General features: G+C 69.7%; 16 protein-coding genes and 1 tRNA gene. 14 read left to right on the top strand and 3 right to left on the bottom strand.

Annotated elements, in window-relative coordinates; all coding sequences use genetic code 11:
- Positions 1-133: 133 nt before the first annotated feature.
- The 3 genes from tap to JEQ17_RS48295 are packed head-to-tail and all read left to right on the top strand — an operon-like array spanning position 134 to position 5,696.
- Complete coding sequence (gene tap / locus JEQ17_RS48305; RefSeq protein ID WP_234048872.1) at positions 134-2,656, top strand: telomere-associated protein Tap; 2,523 nt, start codon at positions 134-136, stop codon at positions 2,654-2,656.
- Positions 2,657-2,677: 21 nt separating this feature from the next.
- On the top strand, positions 2,678-3,256 hold the full coding sequence (gene tpg / locus JEQ17_RS48300; protein ID WP_200402162.1) for a telomere-protecting terminal protein Tpg: 579 nt from the start codon (positions 2,678-2,680) through the stop codon (positions 3,254-3,256).
- A gap of 37 nt (positions 3,257-3,293) precedes the next feature.
- The gene (locus JEQ17_RS48295; RefSeq protein ID WP_234048871.1) at positions 3,294-5,696 is read left to right on the top strand and encodes a DEAD/DEAH box helicase; all 2,403 of its coding nucleotides are present in this window, start codon (positions 3,294-3,296) and stop codon (positions 5,694-5,696) included.
- Positions 5,697-6,019: 323 nt separating this feature from the next.
- Here the strand turns inward: JEQ17_RS48295 and JEQ17_RS48290 are convergent, their stop codons facing one another.
- Positions 6,020-7,387, bottom strand: coding sequence for an ApeA N-terminal domain 1-containing protein (locus JEQ17_RS48290; protein ID WP_200402161.1), 1,368 nt, complete (start codon positions 7,385-7,387; stop codon positions 6,020-6,022).
- 233 nt (positions 7,388-7,620) lie between these two features.
- Here JEQ17_RS48290 and JEQ17_RS48285 point away from each other — a divergent pair, with 233 nt between their 5' ends.
- The 3 genes from JEQ17_RS48285 (at position 7,621) to JEQ17_RS48275 (ending at position 8,439) form a co-directional block, all read left to right on the top strand.
- Entirely contained in the window at positions 7,621-7,902 is a 282-nt protein-coding gene (locus tag JEQ17_RS48285; RefSeq protein ID WP_030578350.1) for an HU family DNA-binding protein, read from the top strand.
- 201 nt (positions 7,903-8,103) lie between these two features.
- On the top strand, positions 8,104-8,310 hold the full coding sequence (locus JEQ17_RS48280; protein ID WP_030578348.1) for a cold-shock protein: 207 nt from the start codon (positions 8,104-8,106) through the stop codon (positions 8,308-8,310).
- A gap of 55 nt (positions 8,311-8,365) precedes the next feature.
- Positions 8,366-8,439, top strand: a tRNA-Met gene (locus JEQ17_RS48275).
- Positions 8,440-8,564: 125 nt separating this feature from the next.
- Here the strand turns inward: JEQ17_RS48275 and JEQ17_RS48270 are convergent.
- Positions 8,565-8,987 carry a hypothetical protein gene (locus JEQ17_RS48270; RefSeq protein ID WP_200402160.1) on the bottom strand — a complete coding sequence of 141 codons (423 nt, stop codon included), beginning with the start codon at positions 8,985-8,987 and terminating at the stop codon, positions 8,565-8,567.
- A gap of 282 nt (positions 8,988-9,269) precedes the next feature.
- On the opposite strand from JEQ17_RS48270, the gene JEQ17_RS48265 reads away from it, so the two are divergent.
- The 3 genes from JEQ17_RS48265 (at position 9,270) to JEQ17_RS48255 (ending at position 12,888) form a co-directional block, all read left to right on the top strand.
- A complete protein-coding gene (locus JEQ17_RS48265) occupies positions 9,270-10,808 on the top strand; it encodes a serine/threonine-protein kinase (protein ID WP_200402159.1) in 1,539 nt (512 codons plus the stop codon).
- Positions 10,805-11,221: a hypothetical protein gene (locus tag JEQ17_RS48260; protein ID WP_200402158.1), complete on the top strand. Its 417-nt coding sequence runs from the start codon at positions 10,805-10,807 to the stop codon at positions 11,219-11,221. Before JEQ17_RS48265 ends, JEQ17_RS48260 begins: the two co-directional genes overlap by 4 nt.
- A 140-nt stretch (positions 11,222-11,361) precedes the next feature.
- Positions 11,362-12,888: a hypothetical protein gene (locus tag JEQ17_RS48255; protein ID WP_200402157.1), complete on the top strand. Its 1,527-nt coding sequence runs from the start codon at positions 11,362-11,364 to the stop codon at positions 12,886-12,888.
- A gap of 60 nt (positions 12,889-12,948) precedes the next feature.
- On the opposite strand, the gene JEQ17_RS48250 is transcribed toward JEQ17_RS48255, so the two are convergent.
- The gene (locus JEQ17_RS48250; protein ID WP_200402156.1) at positions 12,949-13,926 is read right to left on the bottom strand and encodes a hypothetical protein; all 978 of its coding nucleotides are present in this window, start codon (positions 13,924-13,926) and stop codon (positions 12,949-12,951) included.
- A gap of 412 nt (positions 13,927-14,338) precedes the next feature.
- Between JEQ17_RS48250 and JEQ17_RS48245 the strand changes: the two genes are divergently transcribed.
- The 5 genes from JEQ17_RS48245 to JEQ17_RS48225 all read left to right on the top strand — a co-directional run bounded on the left by JEQ17_RS48245 (position 14,339) and on the right by JEQ17_RS48225 (position 21,075).
- Complete coding sequence (locus JEQ17_RS48245; RefSeq protein ID WP_030578335.1) at positions 14,339-15,208, top strand: hypothetical protein; 870 nt, start codon at positions 14,339-14,341, stop codon at positions 15,206-15,208.
- A gap of 47 nt (positions 15,209-15,255) precedes the next feature.
- Positions 15,256-15,831, top strand: coding sequence for an ABC-three component system middle component 2 (locus JEQ17_RS48240; RefSeq protein ID WP_030578332.1), 576 nt, complete (start codon positions 15,256-15,258; stop codon positions 15,829-15,831).
- Positions 15,832-15,836: 5 nt separating this feature from the next.
- Positions 15,837-17,852, top strand: coding sequence for a coiled-coil domain-containing protein (locus JEQ17_RS48235; protein ID WP_233435909.1), 2,016 nt, complete (start codon positions 15,837-15,839; stop codon positions 17,850-17,852).
- Between the two features lie 238 nt (positions 17,853-18,090).
- Positions 18,091-18,822, top strand: a complete 732-nt coding sequence (locus tag JEQ17_RS48230) for a phosphotransferase family protein (protein WP_030578328.1) — start codon at positions 18,091-18,093, stop codon at positions 18,820-18,822.
- Positions 18,823-19,017: 195 nt separating this feature from the next.
- Positions 19,018-21,075, top strand: coding sequence for a hypothetical protein (locus tag JEQ17_RS48225; protein WP_200402155.1), 2,058 nt, complete (start codon positions 19,018-19,020; stop codon positions 21,073-21,075).
- Positions 21,076-21,096 lie beyond the last annotated feature (21 nt).

Raw genomic sequence — 21,096 nt, 5'->3', positions numbered from 1 at the left:
AGTGACAATACATCTTGAAATCAAATCAAGCAACAATCACAATACATACTGGAATCTCAACAAGGCGCTTGCGTCCGCCGGCTCGGGTGCGTTAGATTCGCGTTAGATTTGAACTCTGAGGGTGGAGGTGGAGATGGGGGCCAGCGACCCGGTGACGGCTGTACTCGACCGGATCTCGTTCGACGGTCCGGTGCCGCCACTGCCGGAACCGGCGGAACGGGTCAGGCTCCGGGAGGCGTTCGGCTGGACCGTGACGCAGATGGGCCAGGCCAACGACGTCCGCCGCGAGACGGTGTGGACCTGGGAATCGGACCCGCCCCGCACACCGCGCGGCGAGAAGGGGCAGCGGTACGCCAGGATCCTCGCCTACTTCGCCGCCGAGCTCGCTCGCGTTGGTGCAGAGGGTGGCTCCGCCACCTTGGAACCCGAGCCCGAAGGCGAACCCGAGTCAGCGCCGGATGCGCTCGCCGCGGAGGCGACTCCTCTCGAGTTCGAGTTCGACATCGAGGACCCTCCCGAGCTCGTCTGGCCGGACACCGAGCCCGCCCCGGCCCGCGCGGAGACGGCGGTACCCGAGTTCGACGAGCCCGGCTCCTGGACCGACCTGCCGGAGGGCGTCACCCGGCTGTGCGCCCGCTGCGGGCACCCGACGTCCAGCGTCGTGGACGGCCAGCCCCGCCACGTGTACCTCCAGGCCATGGCCGCCATGGGCATGCCCCGCTGCGGCACCCGGCCCACCACGCAGGCCGAGGCCGCCTCCGCCCCGCGGACCGAGACGACGGCGCCCACGTCCGCCGTTGCCCCTCCCGCCCCCGCGGCGCCGGCGGTCGCCGCACCGGTGGCCACCCCGGCACCGGCCCTCCCCGCCGCCGCCGCACCCGCCGGCCGTCCGCCGGCCGCGACGCGCCGCCCGGCCACCGCTCCGGCCTCCCGCCGTACGAAGCGCACGGCGAAGAAGCCGGCCGTGAAGCCGGTGCCGCCGGAGTACGCCGACGGCCCTCTGGCCGTCCTCGGCATCACCGACGGCGCCCTCACCGCGCACCTCGCTGACGGCCGCACCGTGCCGTGCCCGGCCAAGACCCTCCAGGCCCTGGCCGCGTGGGCGCTGGACAAGCGGAAGATCCGCCTGGGCGCGGCCAAGGTCCACGACAACGGCTTCGACCAGGACCCGCTGATCATCCTCACCGAGGGCGCCGTCGCCCACTTCGGCCTGCCCACCAACCTCGCGGACCAGGAAGACCTCCGCCTGCCGGCCGACCACAAGGCCCTCAAGAGCCTCACCAAGGCCGGATGGGAACTCACCAAGGCCGGGTTCGGCCCGTGGCCGCGGATCTTCAAGCGCCTCGACGGCAAGCGCCACTGCATCCAGCTCTTCCTCACCCCGTGGGGCGCCCTGGAGAGCCGCGTCTGGGGCCCGGCCGGCGAGCTGCCCGCGGGCGACCTCGCCAGGATGCTTGGCACCTACGCCCGCCTGGTCATCACCCCCCGCGGCACCGTCGCCGTCACCGGTGAGGAGCTCATGACCTCGCTGCGCCCGCCCACCAAGGCCGAGTGGAGCCAGGACGAGGGCAAGTACGTCTCGGCGAAGGTGCCCCACACCCTCCACACCCTCGTCGACCCCGCCCCGTGCGAGGCCCCCGACGAGCATCCCGTCGTCGCCGCCGACTACCCGGAGGAAGGCTCCCGGCCCGCCAGCGAGGCCCTCGACGAGGAGGCGTGCATCTGGGTCCGTCCCGCCGACCTGATCACCGACGCCGAGCGGGCGTGCACCCACGTCGCCGCCCTGGACGTGCAGGTCGCCTTCCTCGCGGCCTGCCGCCGGCTGCACGTCGGCACCGGCCCCGCCATCCACTACCCCCGCAACCCCGCCTTCGACCCCGACCTGCCCGGCTCCTGGTACCTCGACCTCTCCCACGTCGAGACCGACCCGCGCCTGCCCAGCCCCTTCACCTCCAGCGGCGAACGCCCCGACGGCCCCGGCTGGTACGCCACCCCCACCGTCGCCTACGCCGTCGAACTCGGCGCCGACGTCCGCCCGATGGAGGCATGGGTCCGCGAGACCCACAGCCCCTACCTCCAGCCCTGGTACGACACGCTGCGGGACGCCTACCTGACCGTGATGGCCGAACTCGGCGTCACCCAGGACCTCGACGACGAGGACTTCCTCGCGGCCATGGCCGTCTACAAGGACGGCGACCCGCTGCTGGTGACGCTGGCCAACGCGATCAAGGCCACCGCCAAGTCGGGCATCGGCAAGCTGCGCCAGCGCCCGAACATGGGCGTCGACCACGTCTTCGGCGACCCGTGGCCGGCCCTGAAGCGCCTGACGTGGCGGCCCGACATCCGTGCCATGATCCTGTCGAAGGCGCGGACCAACATGCACCGCAAGATGCACAACCTCGCCACCACGGCGGGCCGTTACCCCCTCGCGGTCAACAACGACTGCGTCGTCTACGCCATCGACGGCCTGTCGCCGCTGCCCCTCCTCCTCGGCCCCGACGGCCAGCCGATCCGCGGCGGGTTCCGCCTCGGTGTCAACCCCGGCTCCGTCAAGCACCAGGGCTCCCAGACCATCGGCTGGGCGCTGGACCTGCTCGCCGACGGAGTGAACATCGCCAACGAGATCAAGGACGCCTCGCTCGTCCGCGTGGCCTGAGACCAAGGAAGCTGACTGACCGTGGGACTGATCGAAGACCGCCTGGACGAGGCCGCCGAGACCGCCTACTCCCAGCCGATCCCCAAGACCCTCGGCGCCCGGATCCGTTTCCTGCTCAAGCAGGAGAAGGGCGTCAGCCGTGCTGAGGCCGCCCGCGCGGTCGCTGAGAAGATCGGCAAGTCCCAGCGCACCGTCGAGCGCTACCGCGACGACAAGATCAAGTCCACGAAGCCCGAGACCGCCGCCCTCGTCGAAGCCGAGGTCAAGAAGCTCTGGCAGCCGCTCGTCAAGGCGAAGAAGCTCCAGGCCGCCATCACCACCGGCGGCATCAAGGTCGACGTACGCGCCAAGTTCGGGTTCACGTCCCCCAAGGGAACCACCAACGACCCCCGCTACCGCCGCCTCACCCGCCGCCTGGACGCAGCCACCGCCGCCGCCCTCTTCGAGGCCAAGACAGCTGGCGCCTCCGAGGAAGACCTCGCCCAGATCGTCGCCGACGGACTGCGCGACGACTACTTCACCGACGGCGGCACCCGTGCCACCTCCCTCCAGCAGGTCGAGCTGACCGGCATCGACCACATCCGCTTCAGCATCACCTGACCGCCAACCGCCCCCGGCTGAGAGGACCGGCCACCCCGTGACCGCGACCATCACCACCCCGCCGCCCCGGATCAGGCTGCGCCCGCACCAGTCCAAGGCCGTCCACGCCGCGCACACCGCGCTGCGCCACACCGCCCGGACCTCCATCGTGATGGCCTGCGGCACCGGCAAGACGTACGTCGCCGCGCGCACCGCCGCCCGCGTCGCCCCCCAGGGCACCCGGCTGGTGCTGCTGCCCACCCTGGAACTCCTCGCCCAGACCATCGACGACTGGCGCACCGCCGGCATGAGCGGCCCGGTCCTGGCCCTGTGCTCCAAGCGCCCCAACACCGCGGGCGATCCGGTCGCGTTCACCACCGACCCGGCCGTCCTCGCCGCCACCGTCCGCCAGAACCCCGGCCTGACGGTGTTCGCCACCTACCACTCCCTGCACCGCGTCCAAGACGCCCACCACCGCTTCGCCCTCCCCACCTGGTCGCTGATCGCCATCGACGAAGCCCACCGCACCAGCGGTGACCTGGGAAAACGCTGGGCCGCCGTCCACGACGACGAACTGATCCCCGCACACAAGCGGCTCTACCTCACCGCCACCCCGAGGATCTGGTCGGCCGGCGAGCCCGATGACGACGAGGACGACTCGCTCGTCGCATCCATGGACAACCCCGCCCTCTACGGCAACACCTGCTTCCGCCTCCCACTCGCCGAGGCCATCGACATAGACCTCCTGGCCGACTACCGCGTCGTCGTCATGGAAGTCCACGAGGCCACCATCCGCACCCGGCTCGGCATCTCCGACAAGGCCACCGAAGCCGAACTGCGCCAAGCCGCGCTCCAGATCGCCGTCCTGCGAGCCATGGCCGAGCTCGACCTGCGCCGCGTCGTCTCCTTCCACCACCGCGTCGCCGACGCCCACGCCTTCGCCAGCACCCTCCCCGAGACCGCCGCCCTCCTCCACGCACTCGACGAGACCGGAACCAGCTGCCCCGACCCGGGCGAACTGTGGGCGGCCGGCCTCGACAGCACCATGGACCCCGCCTACCGCCGCGAACTCCTCGACCGCTTCGACGGCCGCCCCGGCGAGTTCCTCGAACCCGCCCACCGCACCGTGATCGCGAACGCCCGCCTTCTCGGCGAGGGCGTCAACATCCCCAGCATCGACACCGTCGTCTTCGCCGACCCCAAAGAGTCCATCGTCGACACGGTCCAAGCCGTCGGCCGGGCACTGCGCCAAAAGCCCGGCCAGGGCAAGAAGGCCACCCTCATCGTCCCCGTCTACGTCGCACCCGGCGAAGACGCCGACGACCTCATGGGCTCCAACCTGTACCGGCCGCTCTGGCGGGTCCTCCAGGCTCTGCGTGCACACGATGACCGCATCGCCGACCGTCTCGCCGTCCCCCAGCAGCCCGCCCACCCGGTCCCGCAAGACGAGGACGAGGAGTCCGGCGTGCCCGTGGACGTCGTCTTCGACCGGCCCTTCCCCGCCGACACCATCGCCCAGGCGTTCCGGCTGCGCGTCCTCCACCCCCGCGAAGCGTCCTTCCGCCGCGGCCTGGAAGCCGCCACCGCCTACCAGCAGCACCACGGGCACCTCGACGTCCCCCGGCTCTACGACGACGAGAACGGCTTCGCGCTGGGCCGCTGGATCAACCGGGCCCGAAAGGCGTACGCGGCCGGCACCCTCAAGCCCGCCCAGATCAAGGCCCTCGAACACCTCGGAATCATCTGGAACCTCCAGACCCAGGCCGCCGAACGCGGACTCCTCCACGCCCGCAACTGGGCCGCCCGCCACGGCCATCTCGCCGCCCCCACCGGCGAGACGGCCGGCGACTTCGCCCTCGGCCGCTGGCTCACCAACCGCCGGGCCGCCGCCCGCACCCGCGCGGACAACGGACTCGAACCCGACCCCACCGACACCGCGCTCACCGAGATCGACCCGTACTGGAACCCCGCCTGGCCGATCACCTGGCAGCGCCTCTACTACACCGCCCGCACCTACGCCGACGCGAGCATCACCCTCGACGACCTCCCCGCCGACTTCCTCACCGACGACGACGAACCCCTCGGCGAGTGGGTCCGCGCCCAGAGCACCGACTACAGCACCCTCCACCCCGAACAGCTCCGGCTCGTGCGCGAACTCGGCATCACCTTGATCGAACCCGCCGACGACGAACCGCCCCAGCCCACCGGCCGCGCCGCCCGCCAGCAGCGGCAGCTTGACCACGGCCTGGCGGCCGTCGCCGCCTTCCGCGCCCGCGAAGGCCACCTCCACATCCGCCAACGCGACACCGTCACCGTCGACGGCGCCGAATTCAAGGTCGGCCAGTGGCTCAAGAACCTCCGCAAACGCTGGGACACCCTGCCCCCCGAGCATCTTCAAGCCGTCACCGAGGCAGGACTGACCCCCAGCCCCTCACTGACGCCTGGCCCGGCAGGCACCTGATACGAGCAGCCCCAGAGGGAGGACTGTGCTGTCCCGTGGCACCCGAGTCCAATCCCGCACGCGGTCGGCTGTCGGCGGCAACAGCGACCGAGTCCCCCTCGCCAACAGGCTGGAAGACCGCTGACGACCGACTACCACCCCCGGCTGGCGGCCTGGTCGAAGGCTCTGACAGCCGAGCACGCCCGGCACGAGGGACAGCCAGAGTACGTGCGCCGGATGACTGAGAGACGAGCCGAATCCAGCACGGGATCGACCGCCGCCCTGCGAGAACCCCGCCGACTCACCAACCCGCATGGCAAGACCAGGTGCTGGCGGAACTGGATTTACATCCCGATGCTGAGTTGTTTCAAGCTGTCCTGGAAGCGTGTGTTGCGGAGAGCTCGGGCGTCACTATCAGTGATACCTAGGTCTTGGAGTAGTCGCACCCTCATCAACCAAAGCAGCACCTCTCCGCACCAATAGCGTTGAGTTGCGCTTGGCCCCTTGTCTGCTCCGCCGTGAGAAACGCCGGTGCGCGCGTTGTAGACGAGAGTTGGAAAATCTGGAACTGCGGCAAGGATTCTCTGTCCGAGTTTCCCTGTAGACGACACGACATCTACAATTTGCTCCTTGAGTGACTTGTCGTTGCGTCCTTGGATCACATTCTTTGCCCACTGGACATGATCTTGGGGCAAGCCAGCAGCATCGAGTGCCGACACGACCAGTTTGACCCGCGCCCCGTGCTCCTGTTTAGATACGTCTTTGCTGCCGAACTCATTCTTCTTGACCCTGTGATATGCCTCAAGGCTTTGGAAAAAGGATGCGTACCGGTGCGCCGAGTAGGTGAAGGGTGCGTAGAGCGGTGCATGCAGCAGTGCGATCACCGTCTGGCGGTCCTGGTACAGGTCGAACCAGCGAGGCAGGAGCTCTGAGAGAGGTACAGGGGAATCCTCTGCGGTGAGCAAGGTAGGGGCACGGTAGGAGGAAATGCTCGATTCCACAACGCTTCCGGGTGCGAGCGTTCGGAAGTATGCAGACATCCATTCCTCGCTTCCTTCTGGGCGCAACTCCACATCTCTCATCCGGAGTTCTCTACCCAGAGACAAGAGCAGGAGATCATGGAAGGGGCGAAGGTAGGATTCAAGCAACTCTGACCAGCGCTGCGGTGAGCCGGATTCAGCAGAGAAGGCGCACCAGCGGCGAACAGAAACATGGGCTTCATCAGACGATCCGATTACGCCACTTCGAATGGCCAGTGAGGCGTCTCCCCATGTCGTTGAGACGCACTCCGCAATCTTGTCGTCAATAAGGGTTGCCCGCGGCTCCTTTTGCCTCTTGCTCACTGGCGGAGCGCCAACCCAGTCCGCCAGATAGTCAAAGTCGGATCGAATTCCACTGAAATCCGCGTCCATCAGGTGGTCCCCTATCACGGCCAGCTCTGCATCAAACGTCTGCTCCGTGATTTCAGGCCACTGGCTAGTCATTCCGAAAGCGCCGAGCAGTGTAATGGAACGCTGCTGCTCGTCGCGGCCATGGATGAGGGGGAGAGTTCCCCACTCGGCTGGCCCGGAAAGCTCCCCACCGGGAACCTCCTGGCTCAGCAACGCACCGTAGAGCGTCAGGACCGGGCCTTTCTCGGAGAAACTGAGCTTCCCCGTCGTAGGCGCTCCCCCTGGGATCCACCAGGAACCGTAAACCTCGAAGTTGTCCATCGCTGAAGTCTGTCGGATCGGCGCCACATAGGCCGGGTGATGAGGCATGAAGCCAGCCGGCACTAGTCCTTGAGACCAGCGCTCCAACGTTGCCCGCACCGCAGCTCCGGTGATCCGGCGAGGAACTGCCTGGCACTGGACCCGGCGTTGTCAGACCCAGGTGACAGGATGGCGCCGCACACGTCCCGTCCGTGCAGCGGACGTGACAACCCGAGGACCACGGAGTACCCCTCATGAACCGCAGTGAGCTGATCGCAGCCCTCGCCGAGCGCGCCGAGGTGACCCGCAAGGACGCCGACGCCGTGCTGGCCGCCCTCGCCGAGACTGTCGGCGACGTCGTCGCCAAGGGCGACGAGAAGGTCACCATTCCCGGCTTCCTGACCTTCGAGCGAACCCACCGTGCCGCTCGCACCGCGCGCAACCCGCAGACCGGCGAGCCGATCGAGATCCCGGCAGGCTTCAGCGTGAAGGTCTCCGCCGGCAGCAAGCTCAAGGAAGCCGCGAAGGGCAAGTAGGCGCCAGCCTCCCGCACGCAGCGGGCCAGCACCGAAGAGCCCGAGGCCCGCTGGGCGGCACAACTTGCACGCCTCACCCGCGCGGGAGCCGGATTGGTGTCCCGCCTACGGGGTAGAACGGACGCCGGACGCCCTTCGATGACGGAGGGCACCACCCACAGACCGACCGGGAACCACCCGGCGATTTCGAAGGACAGACGCATGGCCAGCGGCACCGTGAAGTGGTTCAACGCCGAGAAGGGCTTCGGCTTCATCCAGCAGGACGGCGGTGGACCGGACGTCTTCGCGCACTACTCCAACATCTCCGGCAACGGATTCCGCGAGCTCCTCGAAGGCGAGCAGGTCACCTTCGACGTGACCCAGGGCCAGAAGGGCCCCCAGGCCGAGAACATCGTCCGCCGCGGCTGACCCCGGAAAATGCGCGCCGCCCCGCGACGGCCACTGTGTAGAGTGGCGTCACCGACGCGGGGTGGAGCAGCTCGGTAGCTCGCTGGGCTCATAACCCAGAGGTCGCAGGTTCAAATCCTGTCCCCGCTACTGACCGAAGGGCCCGGATCCGTCCGGGCTCTTCGCCGTATCCGAACCCCGCACAGCCAAGGGGGCCAACGGCCTCCTCGCCTCCTTCCGGCGCAGCTGCCCGGGCCTCTCCCCACAGGCTGGCGTCATTCCGGCATCGGCGGAGGCCACAGGAGCCGGGCCCGGCCGTACCGGGCCCTGGCCGCATCCGCGCTCAGACCGTGAGGGCGCCCGATCTGCTCCCAGGTGGCGCTCACCTCCCGATCCGCGATCACCGCGCACCGCACCAGCTCGCTGGTCAGGTGCTGGAAGTCCGCGGCCGCAGTGCTGTGCATCCCCGCGTGAGCCCGCTCGTTGCCGACCGCGTCGGCCACCAGCAGCTCCAGGGCCTCGCATCGGGCCCGGATCTCGCGAGAGATCTGCAGCAGAGCGATCCGTGCCCGGAGGGCAGCTGCGGCTCGCCGCCGCTCGCGGTAGGCCTCCTGTCGGCAGGGACGCGGACGGGGGCAGTACCGGCGCCGCCGCCCGCCGGGAAGCCCGGCGCCACACCACGCACATGTGTCCTCCATATCCGAAGGATTCCCCCGGAACAAGATGACAGCACCATGGCCCACCGCCTTCCAGGAGGCCCGGCGTGGCCGGCCGCACACGTCCCTACAACCACACTTGCATGACCTTGACCTGCAAAGACACCCACTGAAGTGCGGGCCACAGTCCCGCTGCCGGCATCGTTCCGCCCAGCCCCGCCAAGGCGTTTTCGTATGCTCCGCTGCACCGCGGGAACGCCCTCGCCCGCGGCGCGCCTGGTGCCGGCCGGCCCAGCGCCCAGACACGCAGGGCTGGAGGACTTGATGCGCGGCACGACGGTCGCCGGCCGGTACCGGCTGAAGGAGCCGATCGGCAGCGGAGGCATGGGCACCGTGTGGCGCGCAGAGGACCTCCACGAGAACCACGACCTCGCCCTCAAGATCATTGCGGTCGGGGAGGGTTACCCGGTGCGGGAAGCGGCCTTCCGCCGCGAGGCGCAGGTCGCCGCGCGCCTGTCCCACCCGAACGTCGTCGCCGTCCGGGACCACGGCGCCGCCGACCTCGACGGCCGCAGGATCCTCTTCCTGGCCATGGACCTCATCGACGGACGGCCGCTGAACACCCTCACCGGCCGCCCGCTCCCCGTCACCCAGGCCCTGACCTGGGCGATCCAGATCAGCCAGGCCCTGGAGGCCGCCCACCACCGCGGCATCGTCCACCGCGACCTCAAGCCGTCCAACGTCCTCCTCGACCAGGCCGCCGGCAACGCCGCGAAACTGTGCGACTTCGGCATCGCGCGCCTTGCCGAGGCCACCCACCACACCCTGACCGTGACCGGCGTCGCCATCGGCACCCCCGCCTACATGTCGCCCGAGCAGGCCCGCGGAGACACCACGCTGAGCGCACCCAGTGACCTCTACTCGCTCGGCTGCCTCCTCCACGAGCTGCTCACCGGACACGTCCCCTTCACCGGCACGGGCTGGCAGATCCTCAACCAGCACGTCCACGACGCGCCGACCCCGCTGTCCACCCTGCGCCCCGGTGTTCCCCGCGAGCTCGAGCAGCTGCTCCTGGAACTCCTCGACAAGGACCCCGACCGCCGGCCGACCGCGGCCGACACCCGCATGCGGCTCACCCGGCTGAACACCGCGCTGGCCGCTCTCGCCGACGCACCCACCGCGACAGCGCCCCGGCACCCGCCCACGCTGGTCGCCACCACGACCTCCGTCAGCCGCCACCGCGAGCCGGCCGCCCGCAGCAGCACCATGTGCGCGGCCGGCCTGACCACGGCCGCCATCACCGGCGCCCTCTCGCTCACCACCACCGTGCCGACGCCCTGGACGACCAGCCTGGGCACTCTCGCCGGGCTGCTGCTCGCCGCCCTCTACCTTCTCGATCCGCCCCAGCCACCGCACCCCGAGCAGCTGAGGATCACCACGGCCGCCCTCATGACCCTCCTGCTCCTCACCGGCGGCACGGCGCTCGCCGTCCTCGTCACCGACATCTCCTTTTGGGCGTACGCCCTGGCCATCAGCGTCCTCGGCGGGCCAACCCTGGTCGCCTGCACCAGCGGTGTGCGCCGCCTGGTCGAGCACACCCTCCACCGCTCGGCCTGGCACGGCGACCTCGCGGCGACCGCCGGTGCCCTGCAGACCGCCACCGTGCTGCTCGCCGCCCACCACGCCGGCCTTCCGCCTCTCACCCTCATCGCCGCCGGCGCCGTGCTGTGGCCGGCCGCAGCACTTCTCACCGCGGTCCTCACACCGCGCCGAACCCGCCACGACCCTCTTGCGCCGGCCCGGACCGGAAACACCGAGCTCCTTCGTGTCACCCGGCCCCGGTCCGCCGTTACCCCCACATGAACGACGCCACCACCGTCTCCGGCGAGATCATTTCCGGCTCCGTGATCGACCGACTCCTTGCCACCGCCGACTGCTCCGACGGTGAACGCGCCCTCGCGAACAGCTCCCTTGCCGAGGAAGCGGCCTACAAGTACGCACTGGCCTACGGGCTGTCCGGCGGCCGCGACCTCCACCACGAGGCTCACAGCGCCGGCATCGACAACCTCCTGGGCCACACGGTGCCGGCGGCCGTCGCCTTCGCACTGCACCACCTCGATGCACTGCTGCCCGACCTGACGATCGAGCAGTGGGAGCGGCTCGATGCCGCCGCCATCGCCCTGCACTCCCGAATCTGCGAGGACCTGACCGGAGCGAACGGCACCGGCGACGAACCCCAAGTTCCTGCCGATGCCGTACCCGATGACGTGAACTGAGCCGTCCGGCCCCCCCGGTACCGGTTCCCACCGACGGCAAGGCGACGATCAGCGTCGCGTCGATGTCAGTGGCCGCCTCTAGGCTGCGCCGCACAGCGAGGCAAGACCCCGCTCACCCTTGAAGAGCGGGGAGTTGGACCATGACGCGCACCGGCAGACCGTGGAAGGACCCCCGCGAACCGGAAGAGATCATGCGGGCAGCGGGCCTGGAGCCGCTGGAGCCCTACCCCGGCAGCTCCGCCCCGTGGCGGTGCCGCCATACGGCGTGCGGCCGGGAGGTCACCCCCCGCCTGAGCAATGTCACCAAGGGACAGCGCGGCTGCGTCTACTGCTCCGGGCGGGCCCGGATCGAGCCCGAGGCCGCAGCCGGCGTCATGCGGGCCGCCGGCCTGGAGCCCCTGGAGCCCTATCCCGGCAGCGACCGCAAGTGGCGGTGCCGCCACCTCGCATGCGGACGCGAGGTCACACCCACCTACGTCCGGATCAACTCCGGTGCCGGGCCCTGCCGGTGGTGCGCGCCGAACGCGCCGGTCGACCCGGACGTCGCCGCGGCCGACATGCGGGCCGCGGGCCTGGAACCCCTCGGCCCGTACCCGGGAGTGGACACGCCGTGGCCCGTCCGCTGCCGGACGTGCGGAGCGCCCGGGGCACCCACGCTGGGCTCCATCCGGCAGGGACAGGGCGGCTGTTACCCCTGTGGTCGGCGCAAGGCCAACGAGTCGATGCGCCACGACGCCGAGACCGCGGCCGCGGTGATGCGGGCGGCGGGCCTGGAGCCGCTGGAGCCGTACCCCGGGACCGCGTTCCCGTGGAAGAGCCGCTGCACCAAGTGCGGGTCCATCGTCTCCCCCCGCCTGGGTTCCCTGACCGGCCAGAGCCGGCGTCCGGCCTGCAAGCGGTGCGCTGACCGGGCCAACGGTGAGGCGCAGCGCCACGACGAGGACCTGGCCGTCGCTGAGATGCGCGAGCACGGATTCGAACCCCAGGAACCGTACCGCGGGGTCAAGTACCCCTGGCGGTGCCTGTGCCACGGCTGCGGCACCATCACCTCGCCGACCTTCGGATCCATCCTCGCCGGCCAGAGCGGATGCCGGCGCTGCGCCGACGTCCGCGCCGGCGCCGCCCGACGGGAAGACCCCCAGCGCGCCGCCGCTTCCATGCGCGAAGTCGGCCTCGAGCCCCTGGAGCCCTACACCACGACCATGACTCCCTGGCGCTGCCGCTGCACCACCTGCGGCCGCACCTCGACCCCCACCCTGGCCAAGATCCGCAGCGGCCGCAGATGCAAGTACTGCGCCCGCTATGGCTTCGACCGCGCCGCGCCCGCCCGCGTCTACGTCGTCACCCACGCACAGCACGGCGCCGTCAAGATCGGCGTCGCCGGCGCCCTTCAGCGCAACGACCGCATCGCCCAGCACCGCCGCCTCGGATGGACCCTGTTCTACGAACACCACGTGCCCAGCGGCGACGACGCCCTGGCCGTGGAGCAGACGATCCTGCGGCGCCTGCGCGCCGCCGGGCACGGCGTCTTCCTCACCGCCGTCCAGATGCCCAACGGCTGGACCGAGACGTTCGACGCAGCCCGCGTCACGGCCGCCCAGCTTCGAGACGCGATCCGAGAACACCAGCCCACGCCAGCCCCTCCCGAGCCGCTGACCCTGTTCTAGCGGCCCAGCCGGGCCGGGGAGCAAGCCAACCTCGGCGGGTCGGGGCGGTGATGGGGCGGGCTATGCCGCGTCCTGGAGGGGGAGGGCCGCCGCGGCGGCCTGCTTGGCGGACTCCAGCGCCCTGGTGAACGTCGAGGCGACGACGGCGGCCTCGTCGGTCAGCGCCTCAATCTCGGCGACCGCCAGGTCGTCGACCGTGGTGCGGGCAAGAAGGTCGAGGAGTTCGTCGCTGCCCGCGTCCAGCCGCTCGATCTCCCGTACCTCGGCGTAGCGGGCGTCGGCCTCGGCGACCTGTGAGGCGTAGGCCTCCAGCGCCGCCACCCGCCGCTCGATGCCGTGCAGGCTCGTCGCGAGCACACGCCGGCGAGAGGCGAGCAGCTCGGCCACCGTGGCGTTGTCCGTCTCCTGCGGCGCCCTGTGACCCTTGCGGGCCACGCGGCTGTAGTTCCGCAGGTCTTGGGCGATCGCCCACTCCTGACGAGGGAAGGTCGCCTCGTTGCGCTGGGCGTCGAGCCACCTCTCGCGGTGCACCCTGGAGTCGAGCACGGCCGTCATCGCCCGCCGCGCACGTGCCAGAAGTTCCTGGGCCTCGGCGGTCAGCTCCCTCGGATGAACGAGGTGCTGCTGGACGGCGGCGAGCCGGCGCAGCTGCCCGTTGTAGAGCGCCCGATCGGCGATCAGACCGGCGCAGAGCACGGCCACGACGCCGGCGGCCAGCGGCCACATGGACAGCAGCGTGTGCGCCATGTCGACGGCCTCCTGCAGCTTCCGGTCCAGCGTGCCGACGAGGCTGGAGGAGTCGGCGGCGGGATCCGCGATTTCGAGGCCACCGGTCCACCACCACACCACACCGGCAACCGCGACTCCCGCTCCGCCGCGCGCAAGAAGGGGGACGGCCGCCCACAGCGGGTTGGCCGGGCGGCCCACGTACCGGCCAGGGTCCTCAAGAGCCTGCCGCAGGACCTTCCGAGTAGCGTCCGAGAGCTCCGCATCCGGGTCAAGGACCGGGCGCGTCGCGCTGTCCGCGGACTCCGTCACCGCTTCCTCCCCTTGTACGACCACAGGCCGCTCGGCCCTGCTCCACCTGTCGCGGGCCGACACCTCGGTCCGCGCCACGGTACGTGATCGCGTTCCGGCGCCAAGGCGATTGGACCCAGTGGACTGCCGCTGTCTCTGCGCGCCAGCCCCATCCACCGTGCCACTGCCGGGATACTGCCGACCGCAAGCACCTTGATCGCATGATTCCGTAACACGTACGCTGACGGCCGTTACTGTGTGTGGCGCAGAGTGAACAGTCCGCTGAACGCGGTTCGCTCGGGTTGCCTGCGGGATGCGGGGGTGCAGGTTGGACAACTCCATGCCGGTGGCAGCTGGTGTTCCGCCCATCCATTTCGGAGTGCACGAACTGAGGACCGGAAGCGCGGACGGGGCACGGGCCGACTTCGAGAAGATGCTCGCGCAGCTCGCCAGTGCGACCAATCCGAACGTCCGGATGATCGCCGCGAATCCGGGCGACTGGGGAATCGACGCTTTCGCCGGTGACCTCGGCGGTGCCATCACGGTCTGGCAGTCCAAGTACTTCATGCCGAAGACCACAACCAGCCAGTCGCAGCAGATTCGCGAGTCCCTCGCGAACGGGCTGAAAGCCGCAGCGGCCAACGGTCACACCATCACGCTCTGGATCCTGTGCATCCCCTCCAGCATGGACGGGCCGGCAGCCCAATGGTGGGATGGCTGGAAGAAGCGGCAGGAGAAGGCGCATGGCCTCGTCATCGAGTTGTGGGACGAGACCACGCTCATGAAGAAGCTGCTGAGCCCCGAAGGTGACCAGGTACGCCGTGCCTATTACGAACCCTTCACGGCGCCCGCCGCCCCCACCCAGGAGCAGATACGCCTCGTGCTGGACGTGGAGGAGGACAAGGCGGCGGCGCTCGACTCGGCTCTATTCGTGCGCCAGATGACCGAGGCCGGCCACGTCGAACTGGACTCGGCGAAACGCCAGTTCTTCAACGCCGACCTGGTGGCGCGCGAAGTCGCGCACAAGGGAGTGCCGGCTGAGGTTGCCGCACTGAGCTCTGCTGACGCCACCCTTCACGGGGTGTGGGAGATGCAGTTCAACGAGTGCTCGGCCGAGGGCACCCTCGCTGCTCTGCACGGCCGGGTATGGCGCGAGGTGCGCGGCGAGCACGACAAACTGCCCAAGGTGCTGCGTCTGGAGGTGACGCACAGCTGGGGTCTGGTCCACCGGCTGGTCGACAACCGTCGGGCAGGGTGGGTCGCACACTGGCGGCAGATCGCGAGCGGTCATGCCGACGACTGAGGTTTCGCGTCTGTCCGTACCGCTCGACCACTGATGAGGAGCATGCCGTGCAAGCAGACCGGCCGGTTGTGATGCCCGAGGACGAGGTACCTTTCCGTCTCGCTCAACTGCTGCTGCTCCTTGACGCCGTCGCCGCGCAGGACGCAAACGGGGCGACCCTGGAACGCATCGGGTACTACGACTTCCTGTCCGCGAACCCCTTCCTCGTAGTTCCCTCCGAGGGCCGGGACGCGAGCCTCCTCCGGTTGGCCGGATTCGACCCGCAGGTCCTTGCCTACGCGTCCTCTTCACAGCGATTCACGAGCCGGCGAGAACGGATCCAGCACGACTTGGCGCTCCTGGTGGCCTATGGGTGCTGCCAGGTCCGAAATCGCAACGGCTCCCTCACCTACTCGATCACAGAGGCCGGTCAGCACCTCGGCGGGCAGTTCACCGCCACCTACGCCACCTCCTTTGCTACTGCCGCAGACATCGTCGTCCGCCAGCTCCGCAAACTCAGCGACAAAAGGCTGCGCGAGCAGACCGCACGGTGGCTCAGGCCGGACGGACCCGACGGGCCCGCAGCTGCCCTCATGAGCGTCCTGGGGCCAGGCCCGTTGCTGGAAACGTCCTGGGAGGGATGATCACCATGGAGCCGCTTCCCGGCATCCGGATCCGCCGTCTGCGCCTGGTCGGCATGGAGCGGTCCTACGACGTCGATTTCACCGCCGAACAACGGGTACGGAACCTCTCCGTCATCGCCGGGGCATTCAGCTCCGGCAAGACAGCGGTCCTGGAATTCATCGCCTACGGGCTCGGCGCGAAACGGCACCCCCGCCACCAGGAGGTGCTGCGAAGGGTCCGTTCATGTCTCCTGGAGGTCGAGCTCTCCGGCGAGCCGCACGTGATCGAGCGGTCGGTCGGAGAGCCCTCGAAGATCGCCTTCGTACGCCGCGGAACGCTCGACAGCAGGCCCACCTCCAGGGCCGAGAGCAGGCCCATCGACCCGCCCGGGGCACCGGAGAGCCTGTCCTCCCTCCTCCTGAGTCATTGCAAGCTCGAAGGCGTCCAGCTACGCGAAGCGCCCACCAACAGCGAATCCCGCACGGACCCGCTCAGCTTCCGCGACTTGATGTGGCTCGCCTTCCTGCCCAACGAACGCGTCGCGGACAAGAACTTCCTGTTCGAGAACGACTACATGCGCAAGCACAAACTGCGGCAGGTCGTCGACGTCGCCTTCGGGGTCCACGACGATCGTGCCGTCGAACTCGGCCAGCGCATCCAGGAACTCGGCGGCCGGCTCAACCGCGCCAAAGCCGAACTCGCAGCAGCCCGTACCTTTGTCGTGGAACAGGCTCCCACCGCACTGGACGGTGAACCCACACCTGCCGTCCACGAACAGGAGCTAGCTGACATCACGAGCCAGCTCACGGAGTTGGACCGCCGGGCGCAGGCGGGAACGGAATTCGCCGCCCAACTGCGCCACCAGCACAAAGAGGCGGCCCAGACTTCTCACCGGGCGGCAGCGGTCCTGCGGGACTGCGAAACACAGCTCCAACGCCTGATGCCTCTCCGCGCACAGTACGCCGACGATCTCCTCAAGCTCGGCATGCTCGGCGAGGCACAGCAGATCTTCGACCCCCTGAGCGTCACCACCTGCCCCGCCTGCCTGAACCGGCTGTCGGCTCCCCCCACCGCCGACAACGGACGCTGCAGCCTCTGCCGCCACGAACTGACAGCGGCGGAAGGGGCGTTGGTCCTGGGCACTGCCGACACCGGCAGCCAGGCCGGAGACAACCGGGTGGACGTCGCAGCCGAGACCCGGTCCACCAAGGCCCGCCTCAAGGAGATCACCACCTACATCGACGAGCTCGGCGCCTCACTTGCCACACTCAAACTCCGGGCGGAAGAGGCGGCCGTCCGGGAAGAGGAAGCCGCCGCCGCGCTGGATGCCGCGACGTCGCCCTCCGTCTCACCGTTCCTCGCCGCCCGCGACGACCTCCACCGAAGGCGCGAACGAGTCCTGCGCCAACTCGAACAGGCCGAAAGCGCGGTCAAACTCCGCGAAGGACTTGCCAAACGGGCCGACGCCGTGGAACGCCACGAAGCCCAGATCGCCCGTCTCCGAGAGGAACTCGCACGACTCGGAGATGCCTCCCACGACCGCGATCGGGTCATCGCCAAGATCAGCGGCCGATACGGCGAGCTCTTGCGAGCCTGGCGCTACCCCAAGGTCAGTACGCCCTTCATCAAGACCGACCTCACCCCCTTCGTACGCGGTGAGCCGTACCAGGAAGCCTCCTCCGGCGCCCGCACCCTGCTCACCCTGGCCTGGCAGCTGGCCGTATTCGAAATCGCCGTCGAAGCAGGGGCCGCACACCCGGGATTCCTCATGATCGACAGTCCCCAGAAAAACCTCGGCCACGGCGGCACCCTCGATGCCGTGATCGCGGACGCCGTCGCCATCGACGACTTCTACCACCACCTGTCCCTCTGGCTCGCAGAGCGCGGTAGCCGAGCACAGCTCATCGTCGCCGACAACAGCCCGCCACCGCTGGTGGAAAGCAGCGTGGTGGTGCGCTACAGCCGCAACGAGGACCGTCCGCCGTACGGGCTGATCGAGGACGAAACCAGTGCGGACGAGGAGGCAGAAGCCGACGCGTGAAACGCCCTCCCAAACACGGGTCCTTTCCTCGATAGCAGGCTGACCCCAACAGGCGCATCCGCGCGGATCACTCACTCGGCAGTTGAAGCGGGCTCGACTCGAGGTCAGCCCGACAGCCGCGTGTCAGTCAGCATCAGTGGCTGCCAGAGCTCGGACGGGTGGGCGGACCATGGCGCGGTAGATCCTGACCTTTTGCCACTGAAGACTGACCGATGGCCCGCGCGTGCAGGATGTAGCCATGGAGAACGAGGTGCCCTTGTCCGGCGGACGCATCACTACAGGGGTGGTCAGGATCGGCGATACCGTCCGTCGGCCAGTCACCGCGTCGTCCTCGTTCGTGGCCGAATTGCTCGGTGACCTTCGACGGCAGGGCTTCACTGGCGCTCCGCGTCATCTGGGGTTCGACGAGGCCAACCGCGAGATCCTCAGCTACCTTCCTGGCTGGGTGCCCGCCCGCTTCCAGCGCTGGACAGACCCTCAGGTGGCTGCCGCCGGCTCCCTGCTCCGCGCTTTCCACGACGCCACCAGCGCGAGCCGCCTGGCCGGTCAGCACCCCGTTGTCTGCCACCACGACCCGGGGCCGAACAACACGGTCTTCGCAGACGACATCCCGTTCGCCTTCATCGACTTCGACACCGCCGCCCCCGGTGATCCGCTGGAAGACCTCGGATACATGGCATGGACCTGGTGCATTTCCTCCAAGCCTGACGCTCCACCCGCCGCCAGCCAGGCCGCACAGGTACGCATCCTCGCTGGCGCGTACGGCCTCGACGACGCCTCCCGCTCACGTCTCATCGATGCCGCGCTCGACCGCCAGATGCGCAATGCCCGGTGGTGGCGCCACCACCTCATGCGCCCGTCTCCGCACGTCGCTGACGACCACGAGATCGCCGAGCGCATCCGGTGGTCCGAACGGGAGCACGCCTACACCTTGGCCAACCGCACGACCTTCGACGCAGCCCTGCACTGACATCCGACACGAGTCCGATCCGCCTGCGCGATCAAGGCTCGCTGGCACACTCCCGCGTCCGCAACCTCGGTGACACTGGGGAGCCATCGCCCGGCGTCCGAACGATCCCGGAAACTCGTCCGCTCTGACTGTCACACCGCGCTCCGTCCGCACACCTGTACCAGGTGACAGCGGACCTCACAGCGGGAGCAGCACGTGACCCACACCCTCACTCCGTACGCGCCCCGGCGACAGCAGGGCCTTCGCACGACCGACACGGCCGTCCCCCCGGTCGCCCTGCGCCAGATGGCCACCGGCGAAACCGAAGAGACGGCCCGAGACGAACTCCCGGAGGCTGAGCACCTCATCCCGACGCCAGCGCCCGAACAGGCCCGAGGCGAGGCACGGATCTTCCATGCGCTGATCACCGCCTACGGCCGTCACCGCCCCACCCTCACCGGCGGCCCGTTCGGTATCCGCAGCCTCACCCCCCGCACCGACGAACTGGTGGTGCGGATCGCGCCCGCCCAGATGGACCGGTGGATCGACGCCCTCGCCCACCGGCCGGGCGGGACAGGCGTCGCAGGCCTGCGCTGGGCCGGCCTGCGAGAGGGGATTGCCCTGACGCTGCCCGGGATGAGGCTGCTCCTCGCCGACATCAGCGAGACCGACTGGCGTGCCGCACTCGGCCGCCGGTCCGCCGACCAGAGCAGCCTGATGCCGCACTGGATCCCCCAGTTCCGCGGCGAGCCCGAGTACGCAGCCGCCCAGGACGCCGAACTCGCGAGCCTCGCCGACCACCTGTGCGCCACCTTGCGCCGGATCCGGCTCCTCGACGCCCTCACCCGTATCAGCGGTCACGTCCACCTGTTCACCACCCGCCACCACGGCAGCCTCCACCTGATCGAGGCATGCGAGGCAACCCCCACCGCCCTGCCGCTGTGGACCTCCCGGTCCGTCCCCCTGGCCCTGTGGCCCGCCGGACCGATCCCCGCTCCGGGCCCTGCCGACCCACGCGCAGCTGTCCTTGACCTCCTCACCGAGATCGAACCCGCCCGCGCCCCGTCCGGCACCGCCGATCACCCCGCTGCCCGCGCCCTCTGCCACATCGCCGGCCTCACTACGGACCCTGTTCTGGTCCAGGCCGCCGAGCACGCTCTCGAAGTCGCCACCTGTGTCCTCGCCGACCCCGCCCACGCCAGCGTGTACGCCGCCGGCGGCTGGGCAGGCAGCTGCCGCACATACCCCGAAGGCACGGTCCACGGAAGCGACCCCTGCCTCCCGCCCGGCGCCGAGGCCGTCACCGGCCTCCCCGAGGAAGCCGTCCAGCGCCTCGGCCAGCACTTCTCCAGCCGGCCCTCGGACACCTCCCGCGCCGACCTCGTCGCCGCCGGCCGGGAGGAGCTCGTCCACCTTCTCGACTGGGCACTCGCCGTCGCGACCCGCCCCGCCAACCGGCCGGACTGGACCCGCGACAGGACCGACGGCACGCTTCAGCACACCCAGCCGCTGCCCGACCGCGACGGCCTCCTGACCCTGACCGCCACCACCACCGGCGTCTACCGCGTCAGCCTGGACGCACTGGGGCTGAGCGACCTCGCCGACGAGGACGACAGCGTGGAATGGGAACGTGAGGCCGCGCCCTCGCAGAGTGCCGCCGTCCTGCTCGCCGAACACGCCGCGATCGAGGCCGCCGTCTGCCTGCCCTTCCAGCGCGAACACCGCAAGCAGCGCCTCCTGCTGCCCGCGGCGGTGCCGGCCGAGCCGACGATCCGCTCCGTCATCGCCGGAGCCGACTACGTTCTTGGGTTCTTCACCTTCGCCAGCGTCCTCGGCCGCCTCCACGAGCGCGTGGGCTCCACCCAGGGAGCAGCCGACGGCCACTGGCGAACCGACACCCCGCCCGACGGCCCCGCTACCCTCACCGCTCTCATCAGCGACTGGTGCGCGCTGCCCTCACCCCACCACGGCGAAGCCGCCAACACCGCCACCGTCGACAGCCCCACCTACCTCCGCCACCTCGCTGCCCACCGCGCCGCCCTCGACCCGTTCGTCACCCGCTACCTCGCCGCCGCCGACACCCTCCCCGGCGCGCGCACCTTCGAAGAACGGCACCTCGCCGCCTTCGCAGCCCTGCGCACCACTGACCTCTCCGCCCTGGCCCGCACCGAGATCCGACCCGTCGGCGAACGGCTCCTCCACCTGGTCCGGTCCATGCCGCAGGACCCCGCCCAGCTGACCGCCTGGTACGAACACCACCTCGACCAGGCCTGAACCCCGCCGACCCCGGAAGAA

Origin of the sequence: Streptomyces liliifuscus (assembly GCF_016598615.1) — a bacterium.
Classification (GTDB): Bacteria; Actinomycetota; Actinomycetes; order Streptomycetales; family Streptomycetaceae; genus Streptomyces; species Streptomyces liliifuscus.
Note: the sequence above shows the minus strand (reverse complement) of the source record. Positions and strands in the feature narration are given on the sequence as shown.

Coding starts and splice junctions, on each gene's coding strand:
- JEQ17_RS48285 (WP_030578350.1), top strand. CDS start 7,621: ATGAACCGCAGTGAGCTGATCGCAGCCCTCGCCGAGCGCGCCGAGGTG.
- JEQ17_RS48270 (WP_200402160.1), bottom strand. CDS start 8,987: ATGGAGGACACATGTGCGTGGTGTGGCGCCGGGCTTCCCGGCGGGCGG.
- JEQ17_RS48280 (WP_030578348.1), top strand. CDS start 8,104: ATGGCCAGCGGCACCGTGAAGTGGTTCAACGCCGAGAAGGGCTTCGGC.
- JEQ17_RS48230 (WP_030578328.1), top strand. CDS start 18,091: ATGGAGAACGAGGTGCCCTTGTCCGGCGGACGCATCACTACAGGGGTG.
- JEQ17_RS48235 (WP_233435909.1), top strand. CDS start 15,837: ATGGAGCCGCTTCCCGGCATCCGGATCCGCCGTCTGCGCCTGGTCGGC.
- JEQ17_RS48290 (WP_200402161.1), bottom strand. CDS start 7,387: ATGGACAACTTCGAGGTTTACGGTTCCTGGTGGATCCCAGGGGGAGCG.
- JEQ17_RS48255 (WP_200402157.1), top strand. CDS start 11,362: ATGACGCGCACCGGCAGACCGTGGAAGGACCCCCGCGAACCGGAAGAG.
- JEQ17_RS48265 (WP_200402159.1), top strand. CDS start 9,270: ATGCGCGGCACGACGGTCGCCGGCCGGTACCGGCTGAAGGAGCCGATC.
- JEQ17_RS48245 (WP_030578335.1), top strand. CDS start 14,339: ATGCTCGCGCAGCTCGCCAGTGCGACCAATCCGAACGTCCGGATGATC.
- JEQ17_RS48260 (WP_200402158.1), top strand. CDS start 10,805: ATGAACGACGCCACCACCGTCTCCGGCGAGATCATTTCCGGCTCCGTG.
- tap (WP_234048872.1), top strand. CDS start 134: ATGGGGGCCAGCGACCCGGTGACGGCTGTACTCGACCGGATCTCGTTC.